This is a genomic window from Sorangium sp. So ce1153, assembly GCF_051521595.1.
Taxonomy (GTDB): domain Bacteria; phylum Myxococcota_A; class Polyangia; order Polyangiales; family Polyangiaceae; genus Sorangium.
In genome coordinates, this window is sequence record NZ_CP150361.1 from 12,960,332 (window position 1) to 12,984,824 (window position 24,493).

Consider the following 24,493-nt stretch of genomic DNA (forward strand, 5'->3'; position numbering starts at 1 on the left):
CCGCTGTTTGCAGGATGAGCCTGGCAGCGAGACGCTTCGCAACAGCGAGGGAGCGAACTTGGTCAAAGCGGCTTCACCCACCGATGCACCGACCGCGGAGACGATCCAGGTAGGACTCGTGTTGATCGAGATCGGGCGAAATGGCCGGGTGGTCTTCGCCAACCCGTCAGCGCGCGAGGTAGCGTTTGCCTATGAGGACCTGGACGGGCAAACCCCGCACGTCACGGACGCCGACGGCAAGCCGCTCGGGCCGCACGAGCGGCCGCGGTCCCGCGCCCTTCGGGGCGAGGCGTTCGGCCCCTCGATGACGCACTGGAAGACCCGTGAGGGCGACGTCGCCTTGGTGGTCCGGTGCGACACCGTCGACCAGGAGCGCAGGCTCGCCGCGATCACCTTCGTCGACGTGACCGCCTTCCATCGATGGACCGACGACACGCGCGCCGCGCTCGCCGCGCGCGACGAGTTCCTGTCCATCGCGGCGCACGAGCTGAGATCGCCGCTCAACGCCCTGATGCTCACGATCCACCGGCTCAAGCTGCGCGTCCCGGCGGACGGGTCGCTCCCCGAGCTCGACCGGCTGGTCGACATGTCGCAGCGCCAGATCGATCGCCTGACCAGCCTGGTCCAGAACCTCCTCGACGTGACGCGGATCCGCGCCCGCCGGCTCGAGCTCGAGTTCGAGTCGAAGGATCTGCTCCAGATCGTGCGCGACGCCGCGGAGGAGGCCATCGAGCACGCCCGCGCGGCCGGGACGCCGGTCCGGATCGCGGCCCATGAGCCCGTCTTCGGGCTCTGGGACGGCGCGCGCATCGAGCAGGTCGTCCAGAACCTGCTCACGAACGCGCTGAAGTACGGGGGAGGCAGCCCGATCGAGGTCTCCGTCGAGTGCGAGGGGGCGGCGGCCAAGCTGACGGTCCGCGATCACGGGCCAGGCATCGCCGCGGAGGATCGCGATCGGGTCTTCGAGCCCTTCCAGCGGATCGCCTCCACCTACAAGTCGCAGAGCCTCGGGCTCGGCCTCTACATCGTGCGGGAGATCGTCCAGGCGCACGGCGGCAGCATCGTCATCGAATCGCCCGACAGCGGCGGGGCGGCGTTCGTCGTGCGCCTGCCCGTCGCGCAGCAGCAGTCGTCGGAGACAACAGCGGAACACGCATGACGCGAGAACGAGAAGACCAACAAGGCGCACAGGGCCCCTCGCCCGAGGGCGGACAGAGCGATAGCTCCAGCGACGACATCCCCCGGCTGGTGACTGGCATTCCGAGGCTCGACTACATCCTGAAGGGCGGCTTCCTCCGGAACGGCACCTACGCCCTGATGGGCCCCCCGGGGAGCGGAAAGACCATCTTCGGCAACCAGCTCTGCTTCGAGCACGTGCGGAGGAGCCCGGGCGGGCGGTGCGTCTACGTGACGCTCCTCGTCGAGTCGCACAGCAAGATGATCCGCCACCTGAGCGGCATGAGGTTCTTCGATCCGGGCATGATCCCGGACCGCATCTACTACATCAGCGGTTACCCTGCGCTCCGCGATCAAGGCCTGCCCGGGCTGCTCGATCTGCTCCGCCGCACCCTGCGAGAGCGCCGCGGCACCGACGTGCTCGTGATCGACGGGCTCGAGAGCGTCGAGCAGCGCGCGCCCACCGCGCTCGCCTACCGCGAGTTCGTGCACGAGATCCAGGGGCTCTCCACGCTGAGCGACTGCACGACGTTCCTCCTCACGAGCACGCGGGAGCGGTCGCACGCCGAGAACGCGCTCGTCGACGGCGTCATCGAGCTCACCGACCAGCTGATCGGGTCGAGGGCCGTCCGGGAGCTCACGGTCCACAAGTTCCGCGGGAGCGACTCCCTGCGCGGGAAGCACGAGGTGGAGATCGACACGTCCGGGATGGTCATCCACCCCCGCACCGAGATCCAGTTCGACAGCCCGCAGGCGAGCGCGACCGAGGAGCGCAAGCGGATGGGCTTCGGGATCGAGAGCTTCGACGCGATGATCGAGGGCGGATTGCCCTCGGGCTCGACGACTGCCCTCCTCGGCGCGCCCGGAACCGGCAAGACGCTCCTCGGGCTCTCGTTCCTCGTCGAGGGAGCGATGCAGGGACAGGAAGGGATCTACTTCGGCTTCTACGAGCCTCCGCCCCGGCTCCGCGAGAAGGCCCGGAAGGTCGGCATCGAGCTCGATACGTACATCGATAACGGCATGATCCGGCTCATCTGGCAGCCGCCGCTGGAGCACATGATGGACGCGCTGGCGGAGCAGCTGATCGAGCTCCTGCGCCAGGACCCGAAGCCGCGACGGCGGCTGTTCATCGACGGCATCGAGGGCTTCCGGGCCGCGTCGGTCTACCCGGACCGGATGCCGCGGTTCCTCTCGGCCTTCACCAACCAGCTCAGGATGCTCGACGTGACGACGGTGGTGACCGAGGAGCTCGATCTGTTCACGCCGCTCATCAAGATGCCGAACCCCGAGCTCGGGAACGTGGTCGAGACGGTCATCCTGCTCCGCTACGTCGAGCTCAGGTCGCAGATCCACCGGCTCATCTCGATCATGAAGATGCGAGAGAGCCTCTACGACAGGTCGATCCGCGAGTTCGTCATCGGCGAGCGCGGGATCGAGGTGGCGAGCTCGTTCCGTTCTGCGGAGCAGATCCTCTCGGGGCACGCGCGGGTCCTCGGTGGATTGCAAGAGAAAGAGGAGGATCCGTGACGACCGTGCTCGTGGTGGATGACGAGTCAGACCTCCTCGCGTGCATCGAGGGGCTGCTCGAGGACGAGGGGTACTCGGTCGTGACCTACCCCGACGGCAAGCAGGCGCTCGATTACCTGCGAGGGGCCCGGCCGGACCTCGCCCTCGTGGACCTGATGATGCCGATCATGAGCGGGTTCGATCTCGTGAGGGCCGTCAAGGAGGAGCAGCGGCTCGACGGGATGCCGATCGTCATCATGAGCGCGGTGGACCAGCGCCACGAGCTGCTCGAGAAGCTCGGCGACCGGGTGCACAGCGTCCTCAAGAAGCCGTTCACGGCCGACAAGCTCCTCGTCATGGTCCGCAAGCTGCTCGCGGCGCCCGCGCCAGCGCCGACCGGCTGACGCGGGCGGCTCAGATCGCCCGGCGCAGCGGGGTCGGCGGGAACAGGTCCTTCATGTCGAGCGGGAGCTGGCCGCGGAACCCCTCGATCTCCCCGGCGGACACGCTGTCCGCGACCGCCTCGCAGATCGCCTGCAGCACGAAGCCGGCGGCCTCGCGGTCCATGCGCAGCTCGCGCGCGACGTCGTCCTCGATGGTCGACGTCGTGATGCGCTTGTCGGGCCCGTCGAGGAACGGATCGAGCGACGGGTGGAGCTTGGAGGGGAGCTGCGCGATGAGGTGCCGCGCCTCCTGCGGCGTCACCCTGCGGCAGAGGTTGCCGAGGACGATCTGGAGCGCGAGCTCCGCGCGGTCGCGCTGCTGGAGGCCGCTGTGACGCTCGACCGCGTGGAGCAGCCGGCCAAAGGCGCTGTCCGCGCGCGCCTTGCGCCGCGTGAGGGCGCGCACGGGGCCGCGCGAGCGCTCTGGCCGCGCGGTCCCCTCCGGGTGCAGCGCGCCGCCCGGCTTGAACCGGGCGGCCACCTCGAGCTGCGCCTTCACGACGGAGCCGGCGGCCTCTGCGTCGATGACCCCGTCAGCGAGCAGGTCGTCCAGGGTCACGAGGCCGACGGGCCGCCCTTGCTCGGTCACCGGCACGCGCCGACACGCATGATCGCGCATGGTGCGCACGGCGTCGTCGATCGACGCGTCGATCTCGAGCGTCGCGACCTCGTCCGACATGACGTCGCGCAGCGGCGTGCTGCGCGCGTCGAGGTCGCCCGCCACGACCTCCAGCGCGATGTCGCGGTCGGTCACGATGCCCGCGAGGCGCTGGCCATCGTGGACCAGCACCGCGCCGACGTGGTTGTCGACCATCGCCCTCACCGCGTCATAAGCGGTCGAGCGCGGGCTCAGAACGATCATTCGCGGGCGTCGGTACTGTTCGAGCGACATGGCGAGACCCCTCCCCCCTGGGCAACGCTGGCGCGCGTGTGTACGCGTGCGTGCCGTGCGTGCGTGGAAGAGCGGCTAGCCAGAACGGTACCAAGGTCTGTGGCCGCGCGGCCTCCAGGCGGGGAGACGGGCGCCGCCGCTGCTCAGCGGGCCGACGGGAGGTACGGCCGCGTCGAGCTGGGCGGCGCCCGGCGAGCCGCTCCCCGGGCCGCGCTCCCGGGCGCAGGGGCGCGGCAGGCGATCACCGCGGCTGACTGCCCGCGGGCGCGACGGGCACGAGCCGCACCATCCGGTGCTGGAGCCCGTCGACGCGCTGCAGCCAGCCGCGCCAGGCGGCGTACTGGGCCACGGGGATCGTCGAGCGATCGAGGACCACGCGCTCCTTCACCACGACCGCGTTCTTGCCCGGCACCTTCGCGAACGAGAGCGTCGCGCGGCCGAACTCGCCGCCGTTCTCGTCGCCGCCGGGCGGGAGCTCGGCGAACGTGTACCCGGCGGGGGCGACGATCGTGATCGTCCGGTGGTGGTGCCGCGGCGCGATGCTCGGCGGGAGCACCACCGGGAGCGTGCGCTTCACGAGCGGCGCGAGCTGCGACGTCATCGTGGACGTGCCCGAGAGCGGCACCGAGAGCTCCGCGCCCTCGCGGCGGGCGAGCCCCTCGGAGCGCGCCTCGTACTCGAGCGAGGCCGCCCCGTGCGCGAGATCGGCCTGGAACGCCACCTTCGGCTTCACGTCGACGGTCGGGAACCAGCCGTACGCGAGGTACTGCTCGACCCACTGCGCGCGCGCGTCGGCCTCGGCCAGGTTCGACCTGAGCTCGAACGCCGCGTCGCCGATGTGCCGCTCCTTCGCCGCGAGCTCGCCCGCGCCCGACGGGAGCAGCGCGATCGTCCAGTCGGCGTCGACGCCGTGGTCGGCCGGCGAGCTCGCCGGCGTCTCCACGATCTTCGGCGGCCCGTCGTCGACGAACAGCGCCAGCGTGCGCGCGTCCATCGCCGGCAGCGGCCCGAGCCGGCTCTGCGGGCTCGTCGCGTCGAGCCACATGCCCGGCGCGCCGCCCGCGCCCGGCAGGTACGCGATGCCGTGGTCGAACACCGGGATCGCCGCGACCTCGCTCCGGAGCAGCGACGGCTGGCCGGTGTAGCGCGTCTGCACGAGCACCTCCGTCGCCTCGATGCCGATCGACTTGAGCAGCGTGATCAGCAGCATCGCCTTGTCGTCGCAGTCGCCCTGGCGCCGCGCCAGGAGCTCCTGCGGGCGGTTCGGCAGCCACCACTCGCCCGAGACGAAGTTCACGTAGCGGATGTCGTCCGCCACGAAGTCGAACAGCGCCCGCAGCTTGTCGTCGCGCGTCGCCTTGCCCTTCGTGAGCTCGGCCGCGAGCCGGCGGACCTGATCGTCGGGCTCCATGAAGCCCGCGACGGCGCCCCGGTACCACTCCCGGAACTCGTGCCAGCCGTGGAACGTGGAGCCCACGACGACCGGCAGCACCTCCGCGAGGTGCGGGGCGAGGGGCTCCTCGGGCACCTCGGGCGGGTCGTCCCAGATGAACCGCGTCACCTGGCGGCCGTCCTTCTCCGACGTGAGCACCCGCTCCGCCTTGCCGTTCAGCACGTCGATCGCCAGGGGATCGCTCTTCGGCGAGTCGACGACGACCTCGTTGTAGAGGATCGGCCGCGTGTCGGTCGAGCCGACGTAGTCGATGAAGTAGAACGGCGCGTCGCCGCGGCGGCCGACGGGGCCCGGGGTCCACGAGCGCACCGCGACCTCGACGACGTCGCCCGTCTTCAGCTTGGGCCAGCGCACGAACGGCTTCTGCCCGCCCGCGCCCTGCTCGTCCGGCTCCGCCACCGTGCCGTCCTTGCGGTGCACGCGCGCGAAGAGCAGCTCGGTGTCCGCCGCCTCGGCGGGGATGTCGCGCTCGTAGAGATCCTGATCGGTGCGCGGCTCGATGACGATCTCGCGCGCGTAGTGCATGAGCTGCGAGACGCGCTTGTCCGGGTGGTACGTCACGACGCGCACCCAGTGGAGCTGCCGGTCGGCCACCTCCCCCTTCTTCGCCGGGGTCTGCCGCGCCCGCGCGAGGAAGGCGCCGGGCGCGACGAGGTACTGCTCGTCGCGCATGCGCCGCCGGCCCGGCGCGCCGGCCGAGCCCTCGCCGAGGCGGAGCGCGAGCTCGGCCTTGAGGAACGGATCGCCAGGGGTGAGGTCGCGCGCCCGCCCGAGCGCGGCGGTCGCGGCCGCGGCCCACGGCGCGGGATCGGCGCCCTGCCGGACCGCGGCGAGCGCCTGGAACGCGGCGGGCTGGTTCGGCGCGACCTGCGTCGCGTAGGAGAGCACCTCGCGCGCCCACGCGAGGCGGCCCGCGCCGTGGAGCGCGCGGCCGATGCGGATGACGTCCTCGGCCGACGTCTGCTGCGCGAGCGCCCCGGCCGCCGCCACCTCGAGGGCGGCGCCGCCCTCGAGCTCGAACGCGAGCACGTGGTCGGCGCCCCGCGACTCGGGCGCGATCTCGGCGAGGCGGCGCGCGGCCCGCAGCTCCAGCGCCGGGTCGAGCCGCGCGGCGGCCGCGATCTCCTGCCAGACGACGACGGGGGTCCGGTCCTTCTGCTCGCGCTCGACCGCGAGCAGCTCCTCGAGCCCGGCCCGCGTGAGCCCCGAGGTGGCGAGCTTCTTCTTCACGAGCGCCCGGAGGACGCGCGCCTCGGGATCGCGCGCAGCGCGCAGCGGCTCCTCGCGCAGCACGGCGGCCGCCCAGTCGACCCGGTCCGAGGCGAGGTGGGCGGCGACGAGCCGGCGCTGCGCGAACGCCGCGGTGGCCCGGTCCTTCTCGGCGAGGCCGCGGGCGCGCGCGGCCTCGAGCCAGCCGCTGCGGTTCGCGCCGAACGGGGACACCCACCCCGCCATGGCGATCGCGTCGGAGGTGACGCCCGCCGCCCGCGTCACGCGGTCGAGCAGCCCGGGCGCGCGGGGCGATCGCTGGTCGTCCGCGCCGCCGAGCGTGCGGAGCACGACGGCCGTGAGGATCGGGTCGAGGGCCTGCGAGGCGCCCGCGTCGAGCGCCCTGCCCTGCGCCGTCCTGATCTCGGTGGCGGTCGATGGCGCGGCCGGGGGCAGCGTGAGCCGCGTGAGATCCGACGAGGTCGCGAGCGCCACCGGCCGGCGCTGCTCGTCGGTGAAGCGCACGCGGGCGCGCCCCTCGTCGGCGATCGCCCCGGTGCACACCTTGAGGGCGAGCAGGTGATCGCCCGCGGGCGCCTCGATGCGCGCGGCGAGGCGGTCGAGCACGAGGCGCTCGTGGGCCACGTCGCTCGCGGCGACGTCGGCGCCGTCCCAGAGGAGCCGCACGGCGCCGGCCGCGGCGACGTGGGCGAGGATCGGCTTGCGATCGAGCGCGGCGGGGACGGTCACGCGCGAGGCGAGGTACGTGCAGCTCTCGGCGCGGGGGTGGATGTAGAGGTCGAGCGGCACGCCGCGCGGCGTCGACGCGGCGGGCAGCACCCGGCGCCACGCGACGTCGTACACGCCCCACGCGTAGCGGGCGCTCATGTCGGAGAAGCGCTGGCCCTCCGCCTCGGGCCCCTCGCGGCGCGCGAGCCCGCCGCCCGAGTTGTCCTGGAACGGCCCGAGGATCGCGAACGCCTTGACGAGCCCCGACGGATCCGGCGGCGCGTCGTACGAGACGGCGCGCGCGCCGGGCCACGTAGCGGCCGGCGGCTCGGGGGCGAGCGAGGCCGCGAGCCAGCGCGCCTCGTCGGCGAGCGGCGACGGGGACGCGGCGATCTGCGCGAGGGCCTCGCGCGCGCGACCTTGCGCGGCGCGGTCTGCGAGCGACGCCGCGATCACGAGCCCGGCGATCGCGTCGTCGCCGCCCCGCCGCGCGCGGGCCAGCGCGGCGCCGAGCATCTCGTCGGGCGTCGCGGCGGTCCACCGCAGCGTCGGCACGATGGCCGCGCGCTTCTCGGTCGCCTTCGCGTCGCCCACGGCCGGCGCGCGCGCCTCCACCTTCGCGCCGGTCGGGCGCCGCACCGGCGCGCCGCCCGCCGCGGGCGCCGTCGCGTCTGCCTTCGCTCCGCCGGGGCGCGGCGCCTGCGCGCCGCCTGCCGCCGGCGCTATCGCGTCCGCCTTCGCTCCGGCGGGCGCTGTCGCGTCCGGCTTCGCTCCGCCAGGGCGCGGCGCCTGCGCGTTGCCCACCGCGGGCGCGACGGCGAGGGCGAGCAGCGCCGCGACCCAGCCGCCCCGGCGCGCGGCGCGGGCCTGCGCGCGCCGATCCCGTCCGTCTCGTCGACCTCGTCGACCTCGTCGTTCTTCCCCCGGCGAGCTCCGCTCCATCGATCCTCGCTTCCAGGCCACGGCATAGCGCGAGCACGATCGCGGCGCGAGCGCGGCGATCGCCGCGCCGGCCACGTTCGTGCGCGGACGTGGCCGCCGCGCGCCGGGACGGCGTGCGCGAACTTGGCCGGCGCGCGCGCGGTTCACTAAGAACGTGCTCCCATGCGCCAAGCGTCACGATGGCTGTTCTCGGCGGTGATGGCCCTGACCACGCTCACGGCCTCGCCAGCGTTGACCTTCGCCCGCGACACCAAGGTCGAGTGGAAGAGCATCGACGTGCCCGCGGGCGAAGGTCAGACCCAGCGGGCGCGCACGCTGCGCGGCCTGCTCGCGAGCGCCGCGAAGAAGGCGGACTTCGGCAAGACGAAGGCGGTCGTGCTGAGCGCGCGCGTCGTCGAGTTCACCTCGTCCACGCGGGGCGACGTCCATCGCGTGAGCTGCACCGTCGTCGGCCGCGTCGTCGGCGGCCCCACCGCCCGCTCGCGCATCTCGTTCGGCGGCCGGCCGAGCGAGCGACAGGCGCTGGAGAAGCAGGTGCTCACGATGGTCGCCAACGGCGTGGTCGGCAGGCTCGCCGCCATCGTCCGCGCCCGGGAGACGGCGCGCGACTGAGCCGGCCGGCGCGCTCCCCGGATCGCGCCGCGCCCCGCTCGACCCTCGCCGCGATCTGGACTACGAGGGCCCGCGCGTCATGGAACTGGACCGGATGGTGAACGAGCTCTTCCAGGAGGAGGAGCTCGCTCGCGACATGGCGAAGAAGCTGCTCGCCATGGCGCAGCGCTCCGCGGACGAGGCGAGCGCCGAGCGCGAGAGCCTGCTCGCCTTCCTGCGCGGGCCCATGGAGCGGCACATGCGCTGCGAAGAGGCAGCCATCTTCCCGCATTTCCAGGCCCGCGGGCTCGCCGAGGAGGTCCAGGTCGCGCTCAAGCAGCACGCCGCGGTGCGCGATGCAACCGAGTCGCTCGCGAGCGCCGCGCCGGGCGGCGACGTCGCGGCGGTGGTCGCGCACGTCGCCCGGCTGCTCCTGCACCATACAAATTTCGAGGGCGACTACATTTATCCAGAGCTCACCCACGACGAGTGGCGCGAGCTGATGAAGGAAACGGTTCGTCAGGGCATCTGAGGTGGTACGCAGGAACTCGACACGGATGTTCCCCTCGACGTAGGCTTTCGCCGCCGTGTCTATCGCTGCTGGTCAGGTGCTGAGCGAGCGCTACCGCCTCATCCGACCCGTGGGGCAGGGCGCACAAGCCTCGGTGTGGGTCGCCGAGCACCTGGCCCTCAGCACGCACGTCGCGGTCAAGCTCATCGATCCCGAGCTCGCGAAGCAGGAGGACGCGCGCGAGCGGTTCCGCCGCGAGGCGACGGCCGCGGCGCAGCTGCGCAGCGCGCACGTCGTGCAGATCCTCGACCACGGCATCGAGGGGGAGCAGCCGTTCATCGTGATGGAGCTGCTCGAGGGCGAGGACCTCTTCGAGCGGCTCGCGCGCCGGCGCCGCCTCTCGCTCCAGGAGACGTCGAAGATCGTGACGCACGTCGCGCGCGCGCTCACCCGCGCGCACGGGGCCGGCATCGTGCACCGCGACCTCAAGCCGGAGAACTTCTTCATCTGCGCGAACGAGGACGACGAGGTCATCAAGATCCTCGACTTCGGCATCGCCAAGGTGAAGGGCCAGGGGAAGCGGGCCGCCCAGCGCACCAGCGTCGGCACGCTCATGGGCACGCCGCACTACATGAGCCCGGAGCAGGTGAAGGGGCTCCGGGAGGTCGACTTCCGCGCCGACATCTGGGCGCTCGGCGTGATCGCCTATCAGTGCGTCACGGGCGAGCTCCCGTTCGACAGCGAGGGCGTGGGCGACCTGCTGATCAAGATCTCGATCGGCGAGATCCCGGTTCCCTCGCGGGTGAACCCGGAGCTGCCGCCGACCTTCGACGCGTGGTTCGCGCGCGCGTGCGATCGCGAGCCGGCGCGGCGCTTCAGCAGCGCGCGCGATCTCGCGGAGTCGCTCGCCCGCATCGCCGACGTGGCGGCCGACTCGACGGGCAGCGTGAGCTCGCCGCGGCCGCCGCCGATGCCGCCCCGGTCCGCGCCGACCCGGCCGCCGGCGGCCCCGCCGCGGCCGGCGACCGGCTCGACGATCCCGAAGGCGCCGCCGCTCCCCCGGATGGCGGACACCGCGCCCGGCGCGCCGGCGGCGGGGACGCCCGAGCGGACGCTGAGCGAGCGGCCCGCGGACGCCGCCGCCAGCCCGCTGTCGACGAGCCCGAGCGCGAGGACGCCGGCGCGGCTCACCGACAGGCCGCCGGCGCCGCCGCGGCTCACCGACAGGCCGCCAGCCGCGCCGCGGCTCACCGACAGGCCGCCAGCCGCGCCGCGGCTCACCGAGCGATCGCCGGCGCCGCCGCTGGTCCAGCCCGGCGAGCAGCCGGCCGCCGCGTCCCAGCTTGGCGAGCGCTCACCGCTCAGCGAGAGCTCGCCGCTCTCTTCCCGGCTCGGCGACCGGCCGCCCGTGCCGCCGCGGCTCACCGACCGGCCACCAGCGCCGCCGCGGCCCGGCGGCATCGCTTCGCAGACGCCGCTCTCGCAGGCGCCGCCGCTCTCCACGCGGGCGCCGCTCTCGCAGACGCCGCTCCCTCAGGCGCCGCCGCTCTCCACGAGGGCCCCGCTCTCGCAGGCGCCGCCGCTCCCCCAGGCGCCGCCGCTCTCCACGCGGGCGCCACTCTCGCAGGCGCCGCCGCTCCCCCAGGCGCCGCCGCTCTCCACGAGGGCCCCGCTCTCGCAGGCGCCGCCGCTCCCCCAGGCGCCGCCGCTCCCCCAGGCGCCGCCGCTCCCCCAGGCGCCGCCGCTCTCCACGAGGGCCCCGCTCTCGCAGGCGCCGCCGCTCCCCCAGGCGCCACCGCTCTCCACGCGGGCGCCGCTCGCGACGGGCGCGCCGCTCGCGACGGGCGCGCCGCTCGCGACGGGCGCGCCGCTCGCGCCGCAGCCGGATGACGCCCCGCCCGCGGACGATAACCTCGAGGCGGCGCCCGGCTCGCAGCCGATCCCGCTCATGGGAGCGCACCGGCGGCCAGCCGACAGCGCGCCCGCGCTCGTCGATGTCGACATCGAGGAGTTCGAAGAGGACCAGATCGACACCGACGTCGATGAGCCCTGGGTGCAACCGTCCACGTCCACGCCCGCGGCGCTCGCGCCCCAGGCGGACGCGGCGCAGGCGCCCCAGGAACTCGCGTCGCCGGAGCCCGAGAACGGCGCGCCCGTCGCTTCGAGCGCGCCCGCAGCGCAGGGCGACGCGGCGCAGACCACCACGGCGCAGCCGTCTCCGTCGCAGGCGCCCTCGCTGCAGTCGCCCTCGCCGGAGGCGGCCGCGCCGGCGGCGGCCGCGCCGGCGACGGCAGGGCTCGAGCGCGACGCGCCGCCGCTCTCCACGAGGGCGCCGCTCGATCCGCAGCGCGACGACGTCGAGCGCGCGCCGGCCGTGGCCATCGCCGTCGCGCCTTCGCTCGCCCCGCAGCGCGCGTCGCGGCCGCTCGAGCAGCCGGCCGCGCCCGCCCCGGTCCCGCCGGCGCGCGCCGCGCGCTCCGACCAGTCGCCGGACCACTGGATGAAGAGCTCGAGCGTGAGCGGTCTGGCGCACGAGGGCGCGCTGCCGGAGCCGGAGTTCGACGGCGGCTCGCGACGTCGCCGGCTCGTCCGCTGGGGCGCGCTCGCGCTGGTGGTCGCCGCCGGCGCCGTCGCCTGGCAGGTCGTTCGCTCGCAGCGCCCGCCGCGCGCCGAGCCGGCAGCCGAGAGCGCGCCGCCCGAGCCGCCGGCGACCGCCGCGGAGCCGGCGCCGCCGCAGGAACCGGCGCCCCCGCCCGGCGACACAGCGCCGGCCGCGCCCGCGGCCCCGACCGGACAGCCCTCGGCCAGCGCCGCCGCGACGACGACGAAGACGACGACGCCGCCGCGCAAGCGACGCGCGCCGCCGCCGAAGAAGCCGCGGAAGCAGCCGTCCAAGGTGGACGACCTGACGATCGAGATCCCGGAGCCGGCCTCGGAGCCGGCCGAGGCCGAGCCGGCTTCACCCTCGGAGCCGTCCGCGCCCGAGCCGCCTCCTCACGACGAACCGACCCCGCAGGCAGAATAAAGAGCGGATGGAAACGACAGCATACCAGCAGTACTCCGAGGAATCCGGCGACTGGTTGAGGAAGGGGAGGGCTCGGCTGCTGGGCCATCTGGTGCGCGAGTTCGGCCCCGGCCGGCGGCCGCTCGAGCTGCTGGAGGTCGGCGCCGGCGTCGGCCAGAACCTCGGTGTCCTCGCGGAGTTCGGCGCCATCGACGCCAACGAGGTGAGCCCCCTCGGACAGGAGGCCATCGCGAAGGCCGGCACGGCGAGGACGCTTTACACCACGCCCCTCCCGTTCGAGCTCGACCGTCGCTATGACGTGATCTGCGCGCTCGACGTCATCGAGCACATCGAGGACGACCGCGCCGCGCTCCTCTGGATCCATGACCACCTGAGCCCCGGCGGGATCTTCGTCGCCACGGTGCCGGCGTATCCGTGGCTGTTCAGCGACCACGACCGCGCGCTCCAGCACTTCCGCCGGTACACCGCTGGCAGCTTCCGCGCCGCGCTGCCGGCCGGCTTCCAGGTCGAGGCCTGCGCCTACTTCAACCAGCTGCTCTTTCCCGCCGCGGTCGGCTCGCGCGCCGTCTGGAGCGCCGCGCGCACGCTGCGCCCGGGCAAGGGCAGCATGAAGCAGCCCTCGCCGAAGTCGGGCCTCGCCTCCTCGGCGCTCGAGGCCGTCCTCGGCGCCGAGGTCGATCTCATCGCGCGCGGCTACCGGCCGAGCTTCGGGCTCTCGGTCTTCTGCGTGGCGCGGCGCGGCGCCGCCGCCTAGGCGCGTAGATCGAGCGGGCACGCTTCGATAGCTTCGTGGTACGGGTGCGCGCCATGACTGGGCACGACGCCTCAACGCCCGCCGCCCCCGCCGCCCCCGCCGCCCCCGCCGCCTCCCGCAACGCCGCGCGCTGGGCTGCCCGCCTCGCGCCATTCGCAATCCTGATCGCGATGCTCGGCCTGCTGCAGTGGGGTCATCGCGACGACTCGCCCACCGAGGATGAATGGGCGCACATGACGCGCGGGCTCGCCTGGTGGCAGACCTCGGATATGCGGCTCAACTACGCCCACCCGCCGCTCGCGAACGCCATCGCCGCGATCCCCGTCGCGCTCATGAAGGGCAACGCGCACGTCTCATCGTTCCGGCACTGGAAGGACGCGAACATCGGCCTCGTCGCGCTCGACTATATCAAGCGGGACTACGCGCGCGCGCGGGAGCAGCTCTTCCGGGCCCGGCTCATGATCATGCTGATGGCCGCGGCCCTCGCCGGCTACGTGTGGTCCTGGAGCCGGTGGTTCTGGGGCGAGCGCGCCGCGCTGGCCGCGCTGGTCCTCGTTGCGTTCAATCCGACGATCATCGCCCAGGGCCGGTACATGACCACCGACCTCCCGGCGGCGCTGGCGACGATGCTCGCGGTGGGCGAGTTCGCACGGTACGCCAGCGGGCGCGCCGGCCGGTGGTCGCTCGTGACCATGACGCTCGCCATCGGAGCGGCGGCCGTCACGAAGTACAGCGGGCTCCTGCTCGTGCCGATCTTCTGCTTGGTCGGGGTGCTGCTCGCCGCGACGGGCCGCGGGCGGTTCGAGGGGAAGCCCACCGCCCGCCGGTTCGGAGAGCTCGGCCTCCACATGCTGCTCGCCGGCGTGGTGCTGCTCCTCGTCATCAACGCCGTCTACAAATTCGACCACACCGGCATGTCGGTACGGGACATCCTCGCTGCGCCCGAGCCTCAATATTCGGTCTCGAAGAGTTACAAGCACCAGCTGCTGGAGAAGCACTCGCTCTTGCGGTTCCTGCCGGCGGGCATGCGCGTCCCCCTCCCGTATACGTATCTCTTCGGCATGGCGGCGGTGACCGCGCTCAACGCCGGTGGGTTCACGTCCTATTTCCTCGGCGAGGCCATCCGGATTGGCCACTGGGCCTATTTCCCTGTGATGCTCCTCATCAAGAATCCCCCCGCCACGGTGCTCCTGCTGCTCGCCGGGGCGGCGCTCGCGCTGCGGCGCGTCCGCGCCCCCTCCGTCGAGGTGATCGCCACCGGGGCGACGGCCCTGCTGCTCCTCGCCTCCTTCATGCGGGCCAACCTCAACATGGGCGTCCGGCACGCCATGCCGATCATGCCGCTCCTCGCCGTGCTCGCGGCGCGCTCCTTCGACAGGCTCTCTGCGCTCACCTCCTCGCGCCGCCCCGTGCAGCTCGCGCTCGCGGGCCTCGTGGCGAGCACGGCGGCGAGCGCGCTCCTCGCCGCCCCGCACTTCCTGGGCTACTTCAACCTGTTCGTCGGCGGCGCGGCCGGCGGCTACAAGATCAGCATCTACGGTGAGGACTGGGGGCAGGATCGCGCCGCGCTCGCGAAATACGCCAAGGAGCACGACATTCAGCCGCTCTATTACAACTACCAGAGCGAGACGCGCCGCATCGAATGGGAGTATTTCGGCGTTCCGTACAAACGCTTCAGCTGCGAGACGGCGCCCTCGCCCGGCTCATGGGTCGCGCTGCACGCCCTGACCCTCAAGACCGCGCCGAAGAAGTGCTACACGGCGCTCCGCGGGCGCGAGCCGGACGTGGAGATCAACCACCACATCTATCTCTACCGGATCCTGCCCGACCCTGCGAAGCCCTGAAGCAACTCGGCATGGCGCGCCAGCACCCAGCGGCGGAGCACGCACGGGTGCGCGAAACGAAACGTCTTCGGCAAGGCGAGTTCGGCGAGGCGAGGCCAAGCTCGCGCAGCGCGTCTCAGCGCACGTCAGGCGCACGCGGCCAGCCAGGCTCAGAGCCTGAGCGGCCCTTGGCGGAAGCCGGGCCCACGTGTCATCAGGCCGCTCGCTCTGCTGGGCGCTGATGCGAGCGATGGCCATCATCCCATCCCGATACGCGACGACCCCACCGGCGCTGCCACGCGCAGGTCCGCCATGCAGCCGACCCCTGCCGTGGCCCGGTCGCTGGGCGGAGATGGTCCGTGACGCCCAGAACGCCCACCAGAACGCCCAGAGGAGCGCCGAGGCCTCTGGCGCTAGTTGAGCAACTTCTTCGACAGGTGCTTGACCGCCTCCTGCGCCGCTTCCCGCAGCGCGACTTCAACCGCCTTGGAGGACGTGTCGCCACGCACGAGGATGGCGCAATTGTCCCCTTCGGCCTCGAATGACGCGAGGGGGAGCTCGGTCGCCGCTGCTGCAGCGCGGATCGGCACCTGTACAGCAAGCGAACCGACCTCGAGCTCCACGAACCCCACCAGCTCCGACTTGGATAGGTTCTGCATGCTTCGAACGTGGGTCGCGCTCAGGGGCTTAGCAAGGTCAGGTTTTTCCTGCTTGTCGGTGGGATTGAGCTCCACCTGAAGAGGCAGATCGCGCGCACGTCAAGTGCATTCCCTCACCACACGCGGAGGCTGCCGGCGCGCAAAATGCGCGGCGCGCCGCAGCATGCGCCGGTCCGGGGGTCGCGCTCGTCGTGTCCCCGATCGCGTCATCGATCGCGCCGCGCTCGTCGCGTCGATCGTCGCACCGTCGATCCCCCGCTTTCGCTCCCGCCCCCGCCCCCGCTTTCGCCCCCGTCCCCGCTTTCGCCCCCGCTTCCGCACGGCCCACATTTCCGCACGGGTGACTGCGCTCATGTCAGTTTTTCAGGGATGTCAGCTGGTCCGCCATGATGCTGCGGTGGTTGCGGTAGACCTGGAGCACGATGGCCAGCGCGATCGCCGCCTCGCTCGCCGCGAGGACGATGATGAAGACCGTGAACACCTGGCCGGCCACGCCGCCCGCGACGAAGTGCTCGAACGCGACGAAGTTGAGCGCGGCGGCGTTGAGGATGAGCTCGACGCCGAGGAGGATGCCCACCGCGTTCCTCCGCGTCATGACGGTGAACAGCCCGAGCCCGAAGAGCGCGGCGGCCACGCTGAGGTAATGGATGAGCCCGATCTCCATTGCCTACTCCCGCTCCCAGGCGCGCCTGACGGCGCGCCGCGCCAGCACGACCGCGCCGATCATGGCGGCGAGCAGCACGACCGAGCCGAGCTCGAACGGGAGCAGGTACTCGCCGAGGAACGCGTGTCCGAGCTTGGCGGTCGACGGCATCGCCGGCCTGGCCTCGGCGGGCCACGGGGTCCGGGTCGCCACCCTGCCGAGCACGAGGAGCACCGCCGTGACCAGGACGAAGGCCACGGCGAGCCCGCCGCGCGGGTTCGAGACCTTCATGTCCTGGATGCGGCTCGTGAGCATCACGGCGAAGAGGATGAGGATGAGCGTGCCGCCGACGTAGACGAGCACCTGCGTCGCCGCGAGGAAGTCGGCCGACAGCGTGACGTACAGCCCGGCGACGCCGAGGAACGTGCCGAGCAGGGCCAGCGCGGAGTGGATGATGTTCCTGGAGAACGCCACGAGCCCGGCGGAGCCGAGCGTCAGCGCGGCGAGCCCGAGGAAGGCGAGTGCGCTCAGGGGGGGCATGTGTGAGGACCGCGACGTTAGATCGCTGCCCCCCGCCCAGCAAGGGCGACCCCCTCGCTCAGCCGCCCGCCGCGCCGGCCTCCTCGCCCCCGCCGCCCTCGGCGCTCTTCTCCTCGCCGCCCTCGCCGCCCTCGCCGCCCTTGCCGCGCTCGGCGCGCCAGATGGCGCGCAGCTCCTCCAGGGCGGCGGGGTTGTCGCGCATGGCGCGCTCGCGGGCCTCGCGGGCGTGAGGCCCGTACTCGCCGACAGGCACCTCGCCGAGGTCCTTCGGCGCCTTGTACAGCGGCACCAGCCCCTCGGGGATGAAGCGGAAGGTGAGGTGGTCGAGCGTCGGGGCCGCCCCCTCGAACTCGCGCGTGTGGCGGATCGCGCCGGTCGACTCGTTCTTGCAGGCCTCGACGCAGAGGCCGCAGTACATGCACTTGCCCATGTCGATGTCGAAGCGGCTCATCGCCTGCTTCTTCGTCGCCGGGTCCTTCTCCAGGTCGATGGCGATGCACTCGATGGGGCACGAGCGCTCGCACCGCTTGCAGCCGGTGCAGATGTCCATCTGCACCTCGAGGAAGCCGCGGTAGCGCGGGGGGAGCATCTCGGTGACAGGGCGGTCTGTCCTGTCGGGATACTGGACGGTGATGGGCTCCCGGAACAGATGGGAGAACGTGACCGCCATCCCTTCCAGGATGGTATTGGCCGCGCTGGAGATGCTTTTGATGTACTGGGCGAGATCCATGGCGAGGGCTCTCCGGGACCTGACGCGCTCGGGCATACCGCCCGTGGGAGCGAGGCGCCACGCCAGGCAGGCTAGCAGATGATCCCGACCTCCCTTTAGTAGGCATCCGTCTGCGTCCTGCCAGCCCCGCCCGGCGCCCGCCGGCCCGGGGCCGCATTGCCTCCACGGCCCCGCCCGATCGCGGCGCGCGCGGCGCCCGACCCGCGCGGCGCCGGCCGGGAACCCGGGGAGTGCGCGGAGTACGCGGCGGACCTGTCCTCTCCTGTTGACGCGCCCCCCGGGTGGCGATCATGGTCGTCTGATGACGCAGCTCCCAACGTCGGGGACCCTCACCGCCCTGGTCACGCCATTCACGCCCGATGGCGAGGCCGTCGACTTCGAAGCGCTGGACGCGCTCGTCGAGGCGCAGATCGCGGGGGGCGTCAGCGGGCTCGTGCCGTGCGGGACCACGGGCGAGTCGCCGACCCTGAGCGAAGCGGAGACGACCGCGGTCATCCGGCGCGTGGTCGAGGCGGCCCGCGGCCGCGTGCCCGTGATCGCGGGGACGGGCTCGTTCTCGACGAAGAAGACGATCGAGGCCTCGCGCGCCGCGCTCGCCGCGGGCGCGGGGGCCGTGATGATCGTGATGCCGTACTACAGCAAGCCGTCGCAGGACGGGCTCCGCGAGCACACGCTGGCCGTGGCCAGGGCGGTCTCAGGGCCGATCGTGCTCTACAACATCCCGGGTCGCACGGGGGTCGACCTCTCGGCCGAGACGACCGAGCGCATCTGCGCCGCCGCGCCGAACGTGGTCGCCATCAAGGACGCCACGGGCAACGTGCTCCGGTGTCAGGAGCTCGCGCGGCGCCTCGGCGACCGGCTCACGATCCTGTGCGGCGACGACTCGCTGACGCTCGCGATGATGGCGCTCGGCGCGCAGGGCGTCATCAGCGTCACGTCGAACGTGCTGCCGCGCGAGACCAGCGCGGTGACCCGGCGGTTCCTCGCCGGCGACCTCGCGGGCGCGCGCGCGGCGCACCTCGCGCTGCTCGAGGTGCACGGGCTCATGTTCGTCGAGCCGAACCCCGCCCCGGCGAAGGCCGCGCTCGCCGCCCTGGGCCGCATGAGCCCGTCCGTCCGGCTGCCCCTCTCGCCGGCCGGCGACGCGACCCGGCAGCAGATCGCCGAGGCGATGAAGCGGATCGAGGCGAGGCGCGAGGCGTGGTGAAATCGAACGGAGATCATCGAGGCGTATCGGTGGGCACGCTGATGGGGGCCGCTGCGGCCGAGGACATCCGCTTGCTGAAGGTCGCGGTCCACGGCGCGAGCGGCAAGATGGGGCAGGCGATCGTGCGGCTCGCGGCGAACGAGCGCGCGCAGATCGTGGGCGCGATCGTGTCGCGCGGCTCCTCCCGCATCGGCCGCGACGTCGGCGAGCTCGCGGGCACGGGCAACATCGGCGTCGCCATGAGCGACGACACCAGCGCCGGGCTGCTCGGCGCGGACGTGGTCATCGACTTCTCGCGGCCGGAGGCGATGCCCCGGCTCCTGCACCTCGCGATGCGGGCCAAGGTCGCCGTGGTCAGCGGGACGACGCGCCTCGACGCCACGTGCGAGCGGCTGCTCGACGAGGCGGCGCAGCACGTCCCCGTGCTCTGGTCGCCGAACACGAGCATCGGCATCCACGTGCTCGCCGAGATCGCGGCGAGCGCGGCGCGGCGGCTCGGGCCCGGCTTCGACGTCGAGATCGTCGAGGTGCACCACCGCGCCAAGGTGGACGCCCCGAGCGGCACGGCCGTTCGGCTCGCGGACGCGGTGCGCGCGGCCCGCGGCGAGGTCGGCGAGGCGGCCGCGGCGCTCTCCGATGTGCACGGCCGCGAGGGCAATGTCGGCCCTCGCAAGGCGAACGAGCTCGGGATCTTCGCCGTGCGCGGCGGGGACGTCATCGGCGACCACACGGTCCACCTGCTCGGCCCCGGCGAGCGCATCGAGCTCACGCACCGCGCCACCAGCCGCGACCTCTTCGCGCGCGGGGCGCTGCGGGCGGCGTGGCACCTCCACGGCAAGCCGCCCGGCCGATACACGATGGCGGACGTCATCGAGGGCTGACGGCAGCGCGTCCGGGCGCGGCCGGGCGCGGCCGGGCCGCGCACCGGCGATCGGCGAACCTGCGCGTGGCGCGGGGAGTCACAATGTGGTCCGCGGCGTTGCGCCGCACTAGGCTGCCGCGCTCGTATGGAGACGCTCGCTGCGCGGATCGCACGCGCCGGTCCTTTGCCGGACAGGGACGCGGTGGGCTGGGTCGTCCGCCTGGCGAAGCGCATCGAGAAGCTGCACGCGCGCGGCACCGTGCACGGGCGCCTGTCGGCCGCGTGCGTGGTCATGGAGGGCGAGCCGTGCGGGTCGAGGGGGTGGCTCTCTGATCCGCTCGCGACGCCGTCCTTCGTGAGCTACCGCTCGCCGGAGCGGGCGGCCGGCGAGGGACCGTCGCGCCAGGACGACACGTGGGCGCTCGCGGTCACCCTGTACGTGGCGCTCTCGGGGAGGCTCCCCTTCCCCGCCGAGAGCGACAGGGAGCTGCGGCGCCTGCAGAGCGCCGGCGCCGCGCCGAGGGCGACGCCGCCCGGCGCGGCCGGCGACGCGCTGTGGCGCGTGCTGGAGCAGGCGCTCGCGCGCGACCCGAAGCAGCGGATCGCCGAGGTCGAGGCGCTCCGTCGCGCGCTGGAGGCGGCGCGGCCGGACGAGGACCAGGAGGCGCTGCCGCCGCTCGACGAGCACCCCCTCGCGGAGCCGCCGAAGACCGTGCCGGCGCCGCGCCCGTCGAGCAGCGGCGCGCGGGGCGCGTCGAGCTCGCAGCCGCCGGCGCGCAGGAGCTCGCCGCCGCAGGAGAGCTCCGGAGGCTCGCAGCCGCCCGCGCGCAGGAGCGCGCCGCCACGCGAGAGCTCCGGATCGCAGCCGCCCGCGCGCAGGAGCACACCGCCGCGCGAGAGCTCCGGATCGCAGCCGCCCGCGCGCAGGAGCACGCCGCCGCGCGAGAGCTCCGGATCGCAGCCGCCCGCGCGCAGGAGCGCGCCGCCGCATGGCCGCACGAGCTCGCAGCCGCCTCCCAGCGCGGGCTCCACGGCGCGACGGACGCCGGTGCCGCTCCAGGGGCTCGCAACGATGGGGCTCCGGTCGACGGCAGGCGCGCCGACCACGCCGGTGCCGGAGGCGCCTGACCGCCCTGCGAAGGCGACATCGGCCTCGCCTTCCGCACCACCAGAGATCGCCAGAGCGGCGCAGGCGGACGCCTCCGGCAGCCCGCCCGGGCCGGCTGTCCTGCCGCCTGCGCAGCCAGAGCGGCTTTTCGTCGCCGCCGCGCCCCCCGAGCCGGCGTTCGTCGCTCCCGCGCAGCCAGAGCCGCCGGTCGTCGCTCCCTCGCAGCCAGAGCCGCCGGTCGTCGCCGCCGCGCAACCCGAGCCGCCGTTCCCCTCGCCCGAAGCGGCGCCCCCCGCCGCGGGCGATGGACCGCAGAGCCCGCGACAGGTCCGCGACCTGCCCCCGCTCGTGGACGACGAGATGCCCCCGGAGCCGTCGGATCCATTCGCGCTCGCGCCCGACAGCGCCGCCGCGCACGTCGGCGCGCCCGCGCGCGGCGCGCCGCCCGCACCGGCCGCGGCGCCGGCGCCTCGCCCGCGCCGCAAGCCCTCCGCGGCGCGCCGGGCGGCCGCGATCGCCCTGTGGGCGGTGGCCGTCGCGGGCGCCGCCGCGGCGGCCTGGTTCTGGCTGCGCCATCGCGACGCCGCGACACCCCGGCCACCCGTCCCCGCGCTGTCTGCCGCGCCCGCCACCGGCGCCGACCCCCCGGAGCCGGACGCCCAGGTCGCGCACGACGCGGGCGCGGAAGGCGCAACCGCGCAGGAAGCGGCCACGGACGACGCCGGCGCAGCGGCGCCGGAGCCGGCGGACGCCGGCGCGACGAGCGCGACGCCGGCTGAAGGCTCGGCCGACTTCGCCGCCTGCATGGCGCCGCTCTTTCCGGGCAGGAGCGTCGACGCCGAGGCCGCGGGGCAGCTGTCGTTCGTCTGCGCCGAGGTCGACCCGATGAAGGGCGTCGCCGCGCTCAAGAGCCACCTCGCCCAGGCCGCCGGCGCCGGGGGCGTCTCGGACGCGACGAAGGAGTGGGCCGTGCTCGGCTGGTACGACATGGCGACGCTCGCCGCCCTGCGCGCCCGCTGCTGCGACGCCCCGCCCCCGTTCGAGCTGCCCCGCGCGCCGGAGGGCTGCCCGCCTGTCGACGCGGCGCTCAACGACCTCGGCGCTGCCGTCGCTTCGGCGTCCTCGCCGGGCGATCGGGCGCTCGCGAAGGCGGCCCGGCGGTACACGCGGACCGTCCAGTGCGTCGTGAGGGTCGGCGCGGCCAGCCGTTACGGGCGCAAGAACAAGCCGAACGGAGGCGAGGCGAGCGCCTTCAAGAAGGTGCTCGCGCGCGCTCTCCGGGACGAGGCGCAGAAGCGCTGACCCGCGCGGGCGGGCCGCGGACGTCTGCGAACGACGGCGGGCGCCGGCGTGGGCTGGCGTGGAACGGACCCACCGACCGCCTCGCCGGGCGGACCGTTCTGGGGTAGCGTCCGCGGTCCCATGTCCAACGAAGCGAGCGATCTCCTGCTCGAAATCGGCGTCGAGGAGCTCCCCTCGTCGTTTGTCGAGGCCGCGCTCCGCGCGCTCCCGGATCTCGCGACGAAGCGCCTCGCGGAGCTCAGGCTCCGCCACGGCGCGATGCGCGCGCTCGGCAGCCCGCGGCGGCTCGCGCTGCTCATCTCCGGGGTCGCGGCGCGCCAGCCGGACCTCGAGGAGGAGGTCACCGGCCCGCCGGTCAAGGCGGCCTTCAAGGACGGCGCGCCCACGAAGGCGGCCGAGGCGTTCGCGCAGAAGCTCGGCTGCGCGGTCTCGGAGCTGCGCCGCGTCGAGGGGCCCAAGGGCGAGTACATCGCCGGCACCCGGCGCGAGGCCGGCAAGCCCGCGGCCGAGCTCCTCCCGGAGGTCCTCGCGTCGCTCGTCTCGGCCATCCCCTTCCGCAAGTCGATGCGCTGGGGGACGGGGGAGTTCGCCTTCGGCCGCCCGATCCAGTGGCTCGTCGCGCTCTCCGGCGGCGAGGTGATCCCCGTCGAGATCGCCGGCGTCCGCAGCGGGCGCACGAGCCGCGGCCACCGCTTCCTCGCGCCGGGCGAGATCGCGCTCGGCGCGGCGAAGGACTACGTCGAGGCGATGCGCGCGGCGCACGTCATCGTCGACACCGAGGAGCGCGCGCGCCTCATGCGCGAGCGCCTGCTCGCCGCGGCCCGCGACGCCGGCGGGGTGCTGATCGAGGACGACTTCCTGATCGGCGAGAACCTCTCCCTCGTGGAGGAGCCGCACGTCATCGTCGGCAGCTTCGAGGAGCGGTTCCTGGAGCTGCCGGAGCGGGTGATCCTCGAGGTCGCGCGCGGGCACCAGCGCTACTTCGGCGTCCGGGACGCGAAGACGGGCGCGCTGCTCCCGAGGTACCTGGCGGTCGTCAACACCGCGGAGGCGCCCGAGAAGATCCAGCGCGGCAACGACAAGACGATGCGAGCGCGCCTGTCGGACGCGCAGTTCTTCTACCGGGAGGACGTCAAGATCCCGCTCGCGAACCGCCGCGAGAAGCTCGGCGGGATCGTGTTCCAGAAGCGGCTCGGCAGCGTGCTCGCGAAGGCCGAGCGCGTCGAGCGGCTCGCGCGCGAGCTCGGCCTGCTCCTGATGCTGCCCGAGCCGACGCTCATGGCGGCCGCGTCGGGGGCGCACCTCGCGAAGTGCGATCTCGTCGCGCTGATGGTGGGCGAGTTCCCGGAGCTCCAGGGAGAGATGGGCCGCGCCTACGCGCTGGCCCAGGGGGTCAGCCCCGACGTCGCCGACGTCATCCGCGATCACTACCTGCCCAAGGGCGCCGCGGACGCCACCGCCCCGACGAACGCGGGCGCGCTCGTCGCGATCGCCGATCGGCTCGACACGCTCGTCGGCTGCTTCGCGATCGGGCTCATCCCCACGAGCACCGCCGACCCGTACGGGCTGCGCCGCGCCTGCCTCGGCGTGCTGCGCACGCTCCTGGATCGCGAGCTCGATCTGCGGCTCAGCGCCGCGTTCAGCGCCGCGTACGACGGCTACGCCGGCGTGGAGCTCAGCGTCGCGCGCGAGGAGCTCACGGCGCGGCTCGGCGAGTTCTGCGCGGAGCGGCTGCGGGGGCTGCTCTCGGACCGGCTGCCGCACGACGCGGTGCTCGCGTGCCTGCGCGTCGCCGGGGACCGCCCGCTCGACCTGCGGGCGCGCGTGCGCGCGATCGACGCGCTCAGCCCGGATGTGCGCGCGCGGGTCGGCGAGGTCTTCAAGCGGGCCACCAACATCGCCGACAAGGCGCCCGCCGGCGAGCCGGTGGCGCCGTTTGGCCAGGAGGTACACCCGAGCGAGACGGCGCTCTTCGCGGGCTATCTCAAGCTGCGCGAGCAGATCGCGTCGGACGTCCAGAGCGGGGCGTACGACGCTGCATTCCGGGCGGTGGCGGACTTCGCGCCGCTGCTGCACCAGTATTTCGTCGACGTGTTCGTGATGACCGACGACGCGGCCATGCGAGACAACCGGCTCCGGCTGATGCGCGCGCTGTCGGAGACCTGCGGAAGCCTGGCGCGGCTCGAGCTCCTCGGCGAGGCGCCGCGCGCTGCGTCCTGAGGGCTCTTGCCGGGGCGCCCGGCCCCCGGAGAGGGTGTTCGCCGCGCGGGGTGGGGGCCCCGCCGAACTCGCCTGAGACATGAACCCTCCGGTAAACCGGAGGATTCATGTCTCAGGCTCAAACATCGGCCCATCCCCCACCCCGCGCGGCGAACACCCTCTCCGGGG

At 73.7% G+C, this 24,493-nt stretch carries 18 protein-coding genes; 12 read left to right on the forward strand and 6 right to left on the reverse strand.

The window, feature by feature from the left end:
- Positions 1 to 118 precede the first annotated feature (118 nt).
- Genes WME85_RS47175 through WME85_RS47185 form a run of 3 tightly spaced genes read left to right on the forward strand, consistent with a single transcriptional unit; the run spans position 119 to position 3,086 of the window.
- The gene (locus WME85_RS47175; protein ID WP_437831253.1) at positions 119 to 1,159 is read left to right on the forward strand and encodes a sensor histidine kinase; all 1,041 of its coding nucleotides are present in this window, start codon (positions 119 to 121) and stop codon (positions 1,157 to 1,159) included.
- Entirely contained in the window at positions 1,156 to 2,703 is a 1,548-nt protein-coding gene (locus WME85_RS47180; protein WP_437831255.1) for an RAD55 family ATPase, read from the forward strand. The genes WME85_RS47175 and WME85_RS47180 overlap by 4 nt, the downstream gene beginning before the upstream one ends.
- Complete coding sequence (locus WME85_RS47185) at positions 2,700 to 3,086, forward strand: response regulator (RefSeq protein ID WP_437831258.1); 387 nt, start codon at positions 2,700 to 2,702, stop codon at positions 3,084 to 3,086. Before WME85_RS47180 ends, WME85_RS47185 begins: the two co-directional genes overlap by 4 nt.
- 10 nt (positions 3,087 to 3,096) lie before the next feature.
- On the opposite strand, the gene WME85_RS47190 is transcribed toward WME85_RS47185, so the two are convergent.
- The gene (locus tag WME85_RS47190; protein ID WP_437831260.1) at positions 3,097 to 3,987 is read right to left on the reverse strand and encodes a DUF2267 domain-containing protein; all 891 of its coding nucleotides are present in this window, start codon (positions 3,985 to 3,987) and stop codon (positions 3,097 to 3,099) included.
- A 271-nt stretch (positions 3,988 to 4,258) separates the two neighbouring features.
- Entirely contained in the window at positions 4,259 to 8,350 is a 4,092-nt protein-coding gene (locus tag WME85_RS47195) for a transglutaminase domain-containing protein (protein ID WP_437831261.1), read from the reverse strand.
- Positions 8,351 to 8,512: 162 nt separating this feature from the next.
- Here WME85_RS47195 and WME85_RS47200 point away from each other — a divergent pair, with 162 nt between their 5' ends.
- The 5 genes from WME85_RS47200 (at position 8,513) to WME85_RS47220 (ending at position 15,075) form a co-directional block, all read left to right on the forward strand.
- Positions 8,513 to 8,962: a hypothetical protein gene (locus tag WME85_RS47200; RefSeq protein WP_437831263.1), complete on the forward strand. Its 450-nt coding sequence runs from the start codon at positions 8,513 to 8,515 to the stop codon at positions 8,960 to 8,962.
- A 79-nt stretch (positions 8,963 to 9,041) separates the two neighbouring features.
- Positions 9,042 to 9,473 carry a hemerythrin domain-containing protein gene (locus WME85_RS47205; protein WP_437831265.1) on the forward strand — a complete coding sequence of 144 codons (432 nt, stop codon included), beginning with the start codon at positions 9,042 to 9,044 and terminating at the stop codon, positions 9,471 to 9,473.
- Positions 9,474 to 9,528: 55 nt separating this feature from the next.
- Positions 9,529 to 12,477 carry a protein kinase domain-containing protein gene (locus WME85_RS47210; protein ID WP_437831268.1) on the forward strand — a complete coding sequence of 983 codons (2,949 nt, stop codon included), beginning with the start codon at positions 9,529 to 9,531 and terminating at the stop codon, positions 12,475 to 12,477.
- A gap of 7 nt (positions 12,478 to 12,484) precedes the next feature.
- Positions 12,485 to 13,231, forward strand: coding sequence for a class I SAM-dependent methyltransferase (locus WME85_RS47215; RefSeq protein ID WP_437831271.1), 747 nt, complete (start codon positions 12,485 to 12,487; stop codon positions 13,229 to 13,231).
- Between the two features lie 170 nt (positions 13,232 to 13,401).
- The gene (locus WME85_RS47220; RefSeq protein ID WP_437831273.1) at positions 13,402 to 15,075 is read left to right on the forward strand and encodes an ArnT family glycosyltransferase; all 1,674 of its coding nucleotides are present in this window, start codon (positions 13,402 to 13,404) and stop codon (positions 15,073 to 15,075) included.
- Positions 15,076 to 15,467: 392 nt separating this feature from the next.
- On the opposite strand, the gene WME85_RS47225 is transcribed toward WME85_RS47220, so the two are convergent.
- The 4 genes from WME85_RS47225 to WME85_RS47240 form a co-directional block, all read right to left on the reverse strand.
- Positions 15,468 to 15,788, reverse strand: a complete 321-nt coding sequence (locus tag WME85_RS47225) for a hypothetical protein (protein WP_437305617.1) — start codon at positions 15,786 to 15,788, stop codon at positions 15,468 to 15,470.
- A 280-nt stretch (positions 15,789 to 16,068) separates the two neighbouring features.
- Entirely contained in the window at positions 16,069 to 16,377 is a 309-nt protein-coding gene (nuoK, locus tag WME85_RS47230) for an NADH-quinone oxidoreductase subunit NuoK (RefSeq protein WP_437831276.1), read from the reverse strand.
- 3 nt (positions 16,378 to 16,380) lie between these two features.
- Positions 16,381 to 16,896 carry an NADH-quinone oxidoreductase subunit J family protein gene (locus tag WME85_RS47235; protein WP_436619925.1) on the reverse strand — a complete coding sequence of 172 codons (516 nt, stop codon included), beginning with the start codon at positions 16,894 to 16,896 and terminating at the stop codon, positions 16,381 to 16,383.
- Between the two features lie 58 nt (positions 16,897 to 16,954).
- Positions 16,955 to 17,626 carry a NuoI/complex I 23 kDa subunit family protein gene (locus tag WME85_RS47240; protein ID WP_437831278.1) on the reverse strand — a complete coding sequence of 224 codons (672 nt, stop codon included), beginning with the start codon at positions 17,624 to 17,626 and terminating at the stop codon, positions 16,955 to 16,957.
- A gap of 301 nt (positions 17,627 to 17,927) precedes the next feature.
- On the opposite strand from WME85_RS47240, the gene dapA reads away from it, so the two are divergent.
- The 4 genes from dapA to glyS all read left to right on the forward strand — a co-directional run bounded on the left by dapA (position 17,928) and on the right by glyS (position 24,325).
- Entirely contained in the window at positions 17,928 to 18,833 is a 906-nt protein-coding gene (gene dapA, locus WME85_RS47245; protein WP_437831281.1) for a 4-hydroxy-tetrahydrodipicolinate synthase, read from the forward strand.
- 71 nt (positions 18,834 to 18,904) lie between these two features.
- A complete protein-coding gene (gene dapB / locus WME85_RS47250; protein ID WP_437312319.1) occupies positions 18,905 to 19,714 on the forward strand; it encodes a 4-hydroxy-tetrahydrodipicolinate reductase in 810 nt (269 codons plus the stop codon).
- Positions 19,715 to 19,840: 126 nt separating this feature from the next.
- The gene (locus WME85_RS47255) at positions 19,841 to 22,105 is read left to right on the forward strand and encodes a hypothetical protein (RefSeq protein WP_437831283.1); all 2,265 of its coding nucleotides are present in this window, start codon (positions 19,841 to 19,843) and stop codon (positions 22,103 to 22,105) included.
- 120 nt (positions 22,106 to 22,225) lie between these two features.
- Positions 22,226 to 24,325: a glycine--tRNA ligase subunit beta gene (gene glyS / locus WME85_RS47260; RefSeq protein ID WP_437831285.1), complete on the forward strand. Its 2,100-nt coding sequence runs from the start codon at positions 22,226 to 22,228 to the stop codon at positions 24,323 to 24,325.
- Positions 24,326 to 24,493: the final 168 nt, after the last annotated feature.

What these genes read in the sequence shown, in the direction of transcription:
- WME85_RS47205 (WP_437831265.1), top strand. Translation starts at nt 9,042, where the DNA reads ATGGAACTGGACCGGATGGTGAACGAGCTCTTCCAGGAGGAGGAGCTC.
- WME85_RS47240 (WP_437831278.1), bottom strand. Translation starts at nt 17,626, where the DNA reads ATGGATCTCGCCCAGTACATCAAAAGCATCTCCAGCGCGGCCAATACC.
- WME85_RS47220 (WP_437831273.1), top strand. Translation starts at nt 13,402, where the DNA reads ATGCTCGGCCTGCTGCAGTGGGGTCATCGCGACGACTCGCCCACCGAG.
- WME85_RS47235 (WP_436619925.1), bottom strand. Translation starts at nt 16,896, where the DNA reads ATGCCCCCCCTGAGCGCACTCGCCTTCCTCGGGCTCGCCGCGCTGACG.
- WME85_RS47215 (WP_437831271.1), top strand. Translation starts at nt 12,485, where the DNA reads ATGGAAACGACAGCATACCAGCAGTACTCCGAGGAATCCGGCGACTGG.
- glyS (WP_437831285.1), top strand. Translation starts at nt 22,226, where the DNA reads ATGTCCAACGAAGCGAGCGATCTCCTGCTCGAAATCGGCGTCGAGGAG.
- WME85_RS47190 (WP_437831260.1), bottom strand. Translation starts at nt 3,987, where the DNA reads ATGATCGTTCTGAGCCCGCGCTCGACCGCTTATGACGCGGTGAGGGCG.
- WME85_RS47180 (WP_437831255.1), top strand. Translation starts at nt 1,156, where the DNA reads ATGACGCGAGAACGAGAAGACCAACAAGGCGCACAGGGCCCCTCGCCC.
- dapA (WP_437831281.1), top strand. Translation starts at nt 17,928, where the DNA reads ATGACGCAGCTCCCAACGTCGGGGACCCTCACCGCCCTGGTCACGCCA.
- WME85_RS47255 (WP_437831283.1), top strand. Translation starts at nt 19,841, where the DNA reads ATGGAGACGCTCGCTGCGCGGATCGCACGCGCCGGTCCTTTGCCGGAC.
- nuoK (WP_437831276.1), bottom strand. Translation starts at nt 16,377, where the DNA reads ATGGAGATCGGGCTCATCCATTACCTCAGCGTGGCCGCCGCGCTCTTC.
- WME85_RS47200 (WP_437831263.1), top strand. Translation starts at nt 8,513, where the DNA reads ATGCGCCAAGCGTCACGATGGCTGTTCTCGGCGGTGATGGCCCTGACC.
- WME85_RS47195 (WP_437831261.1), bottom strand. Translation starts at nt 8,350, where the DNA reads ATGGAGCGGAGCTCGCCGGGGGAAGAACGACGAGGTCGACGAGGTCGA.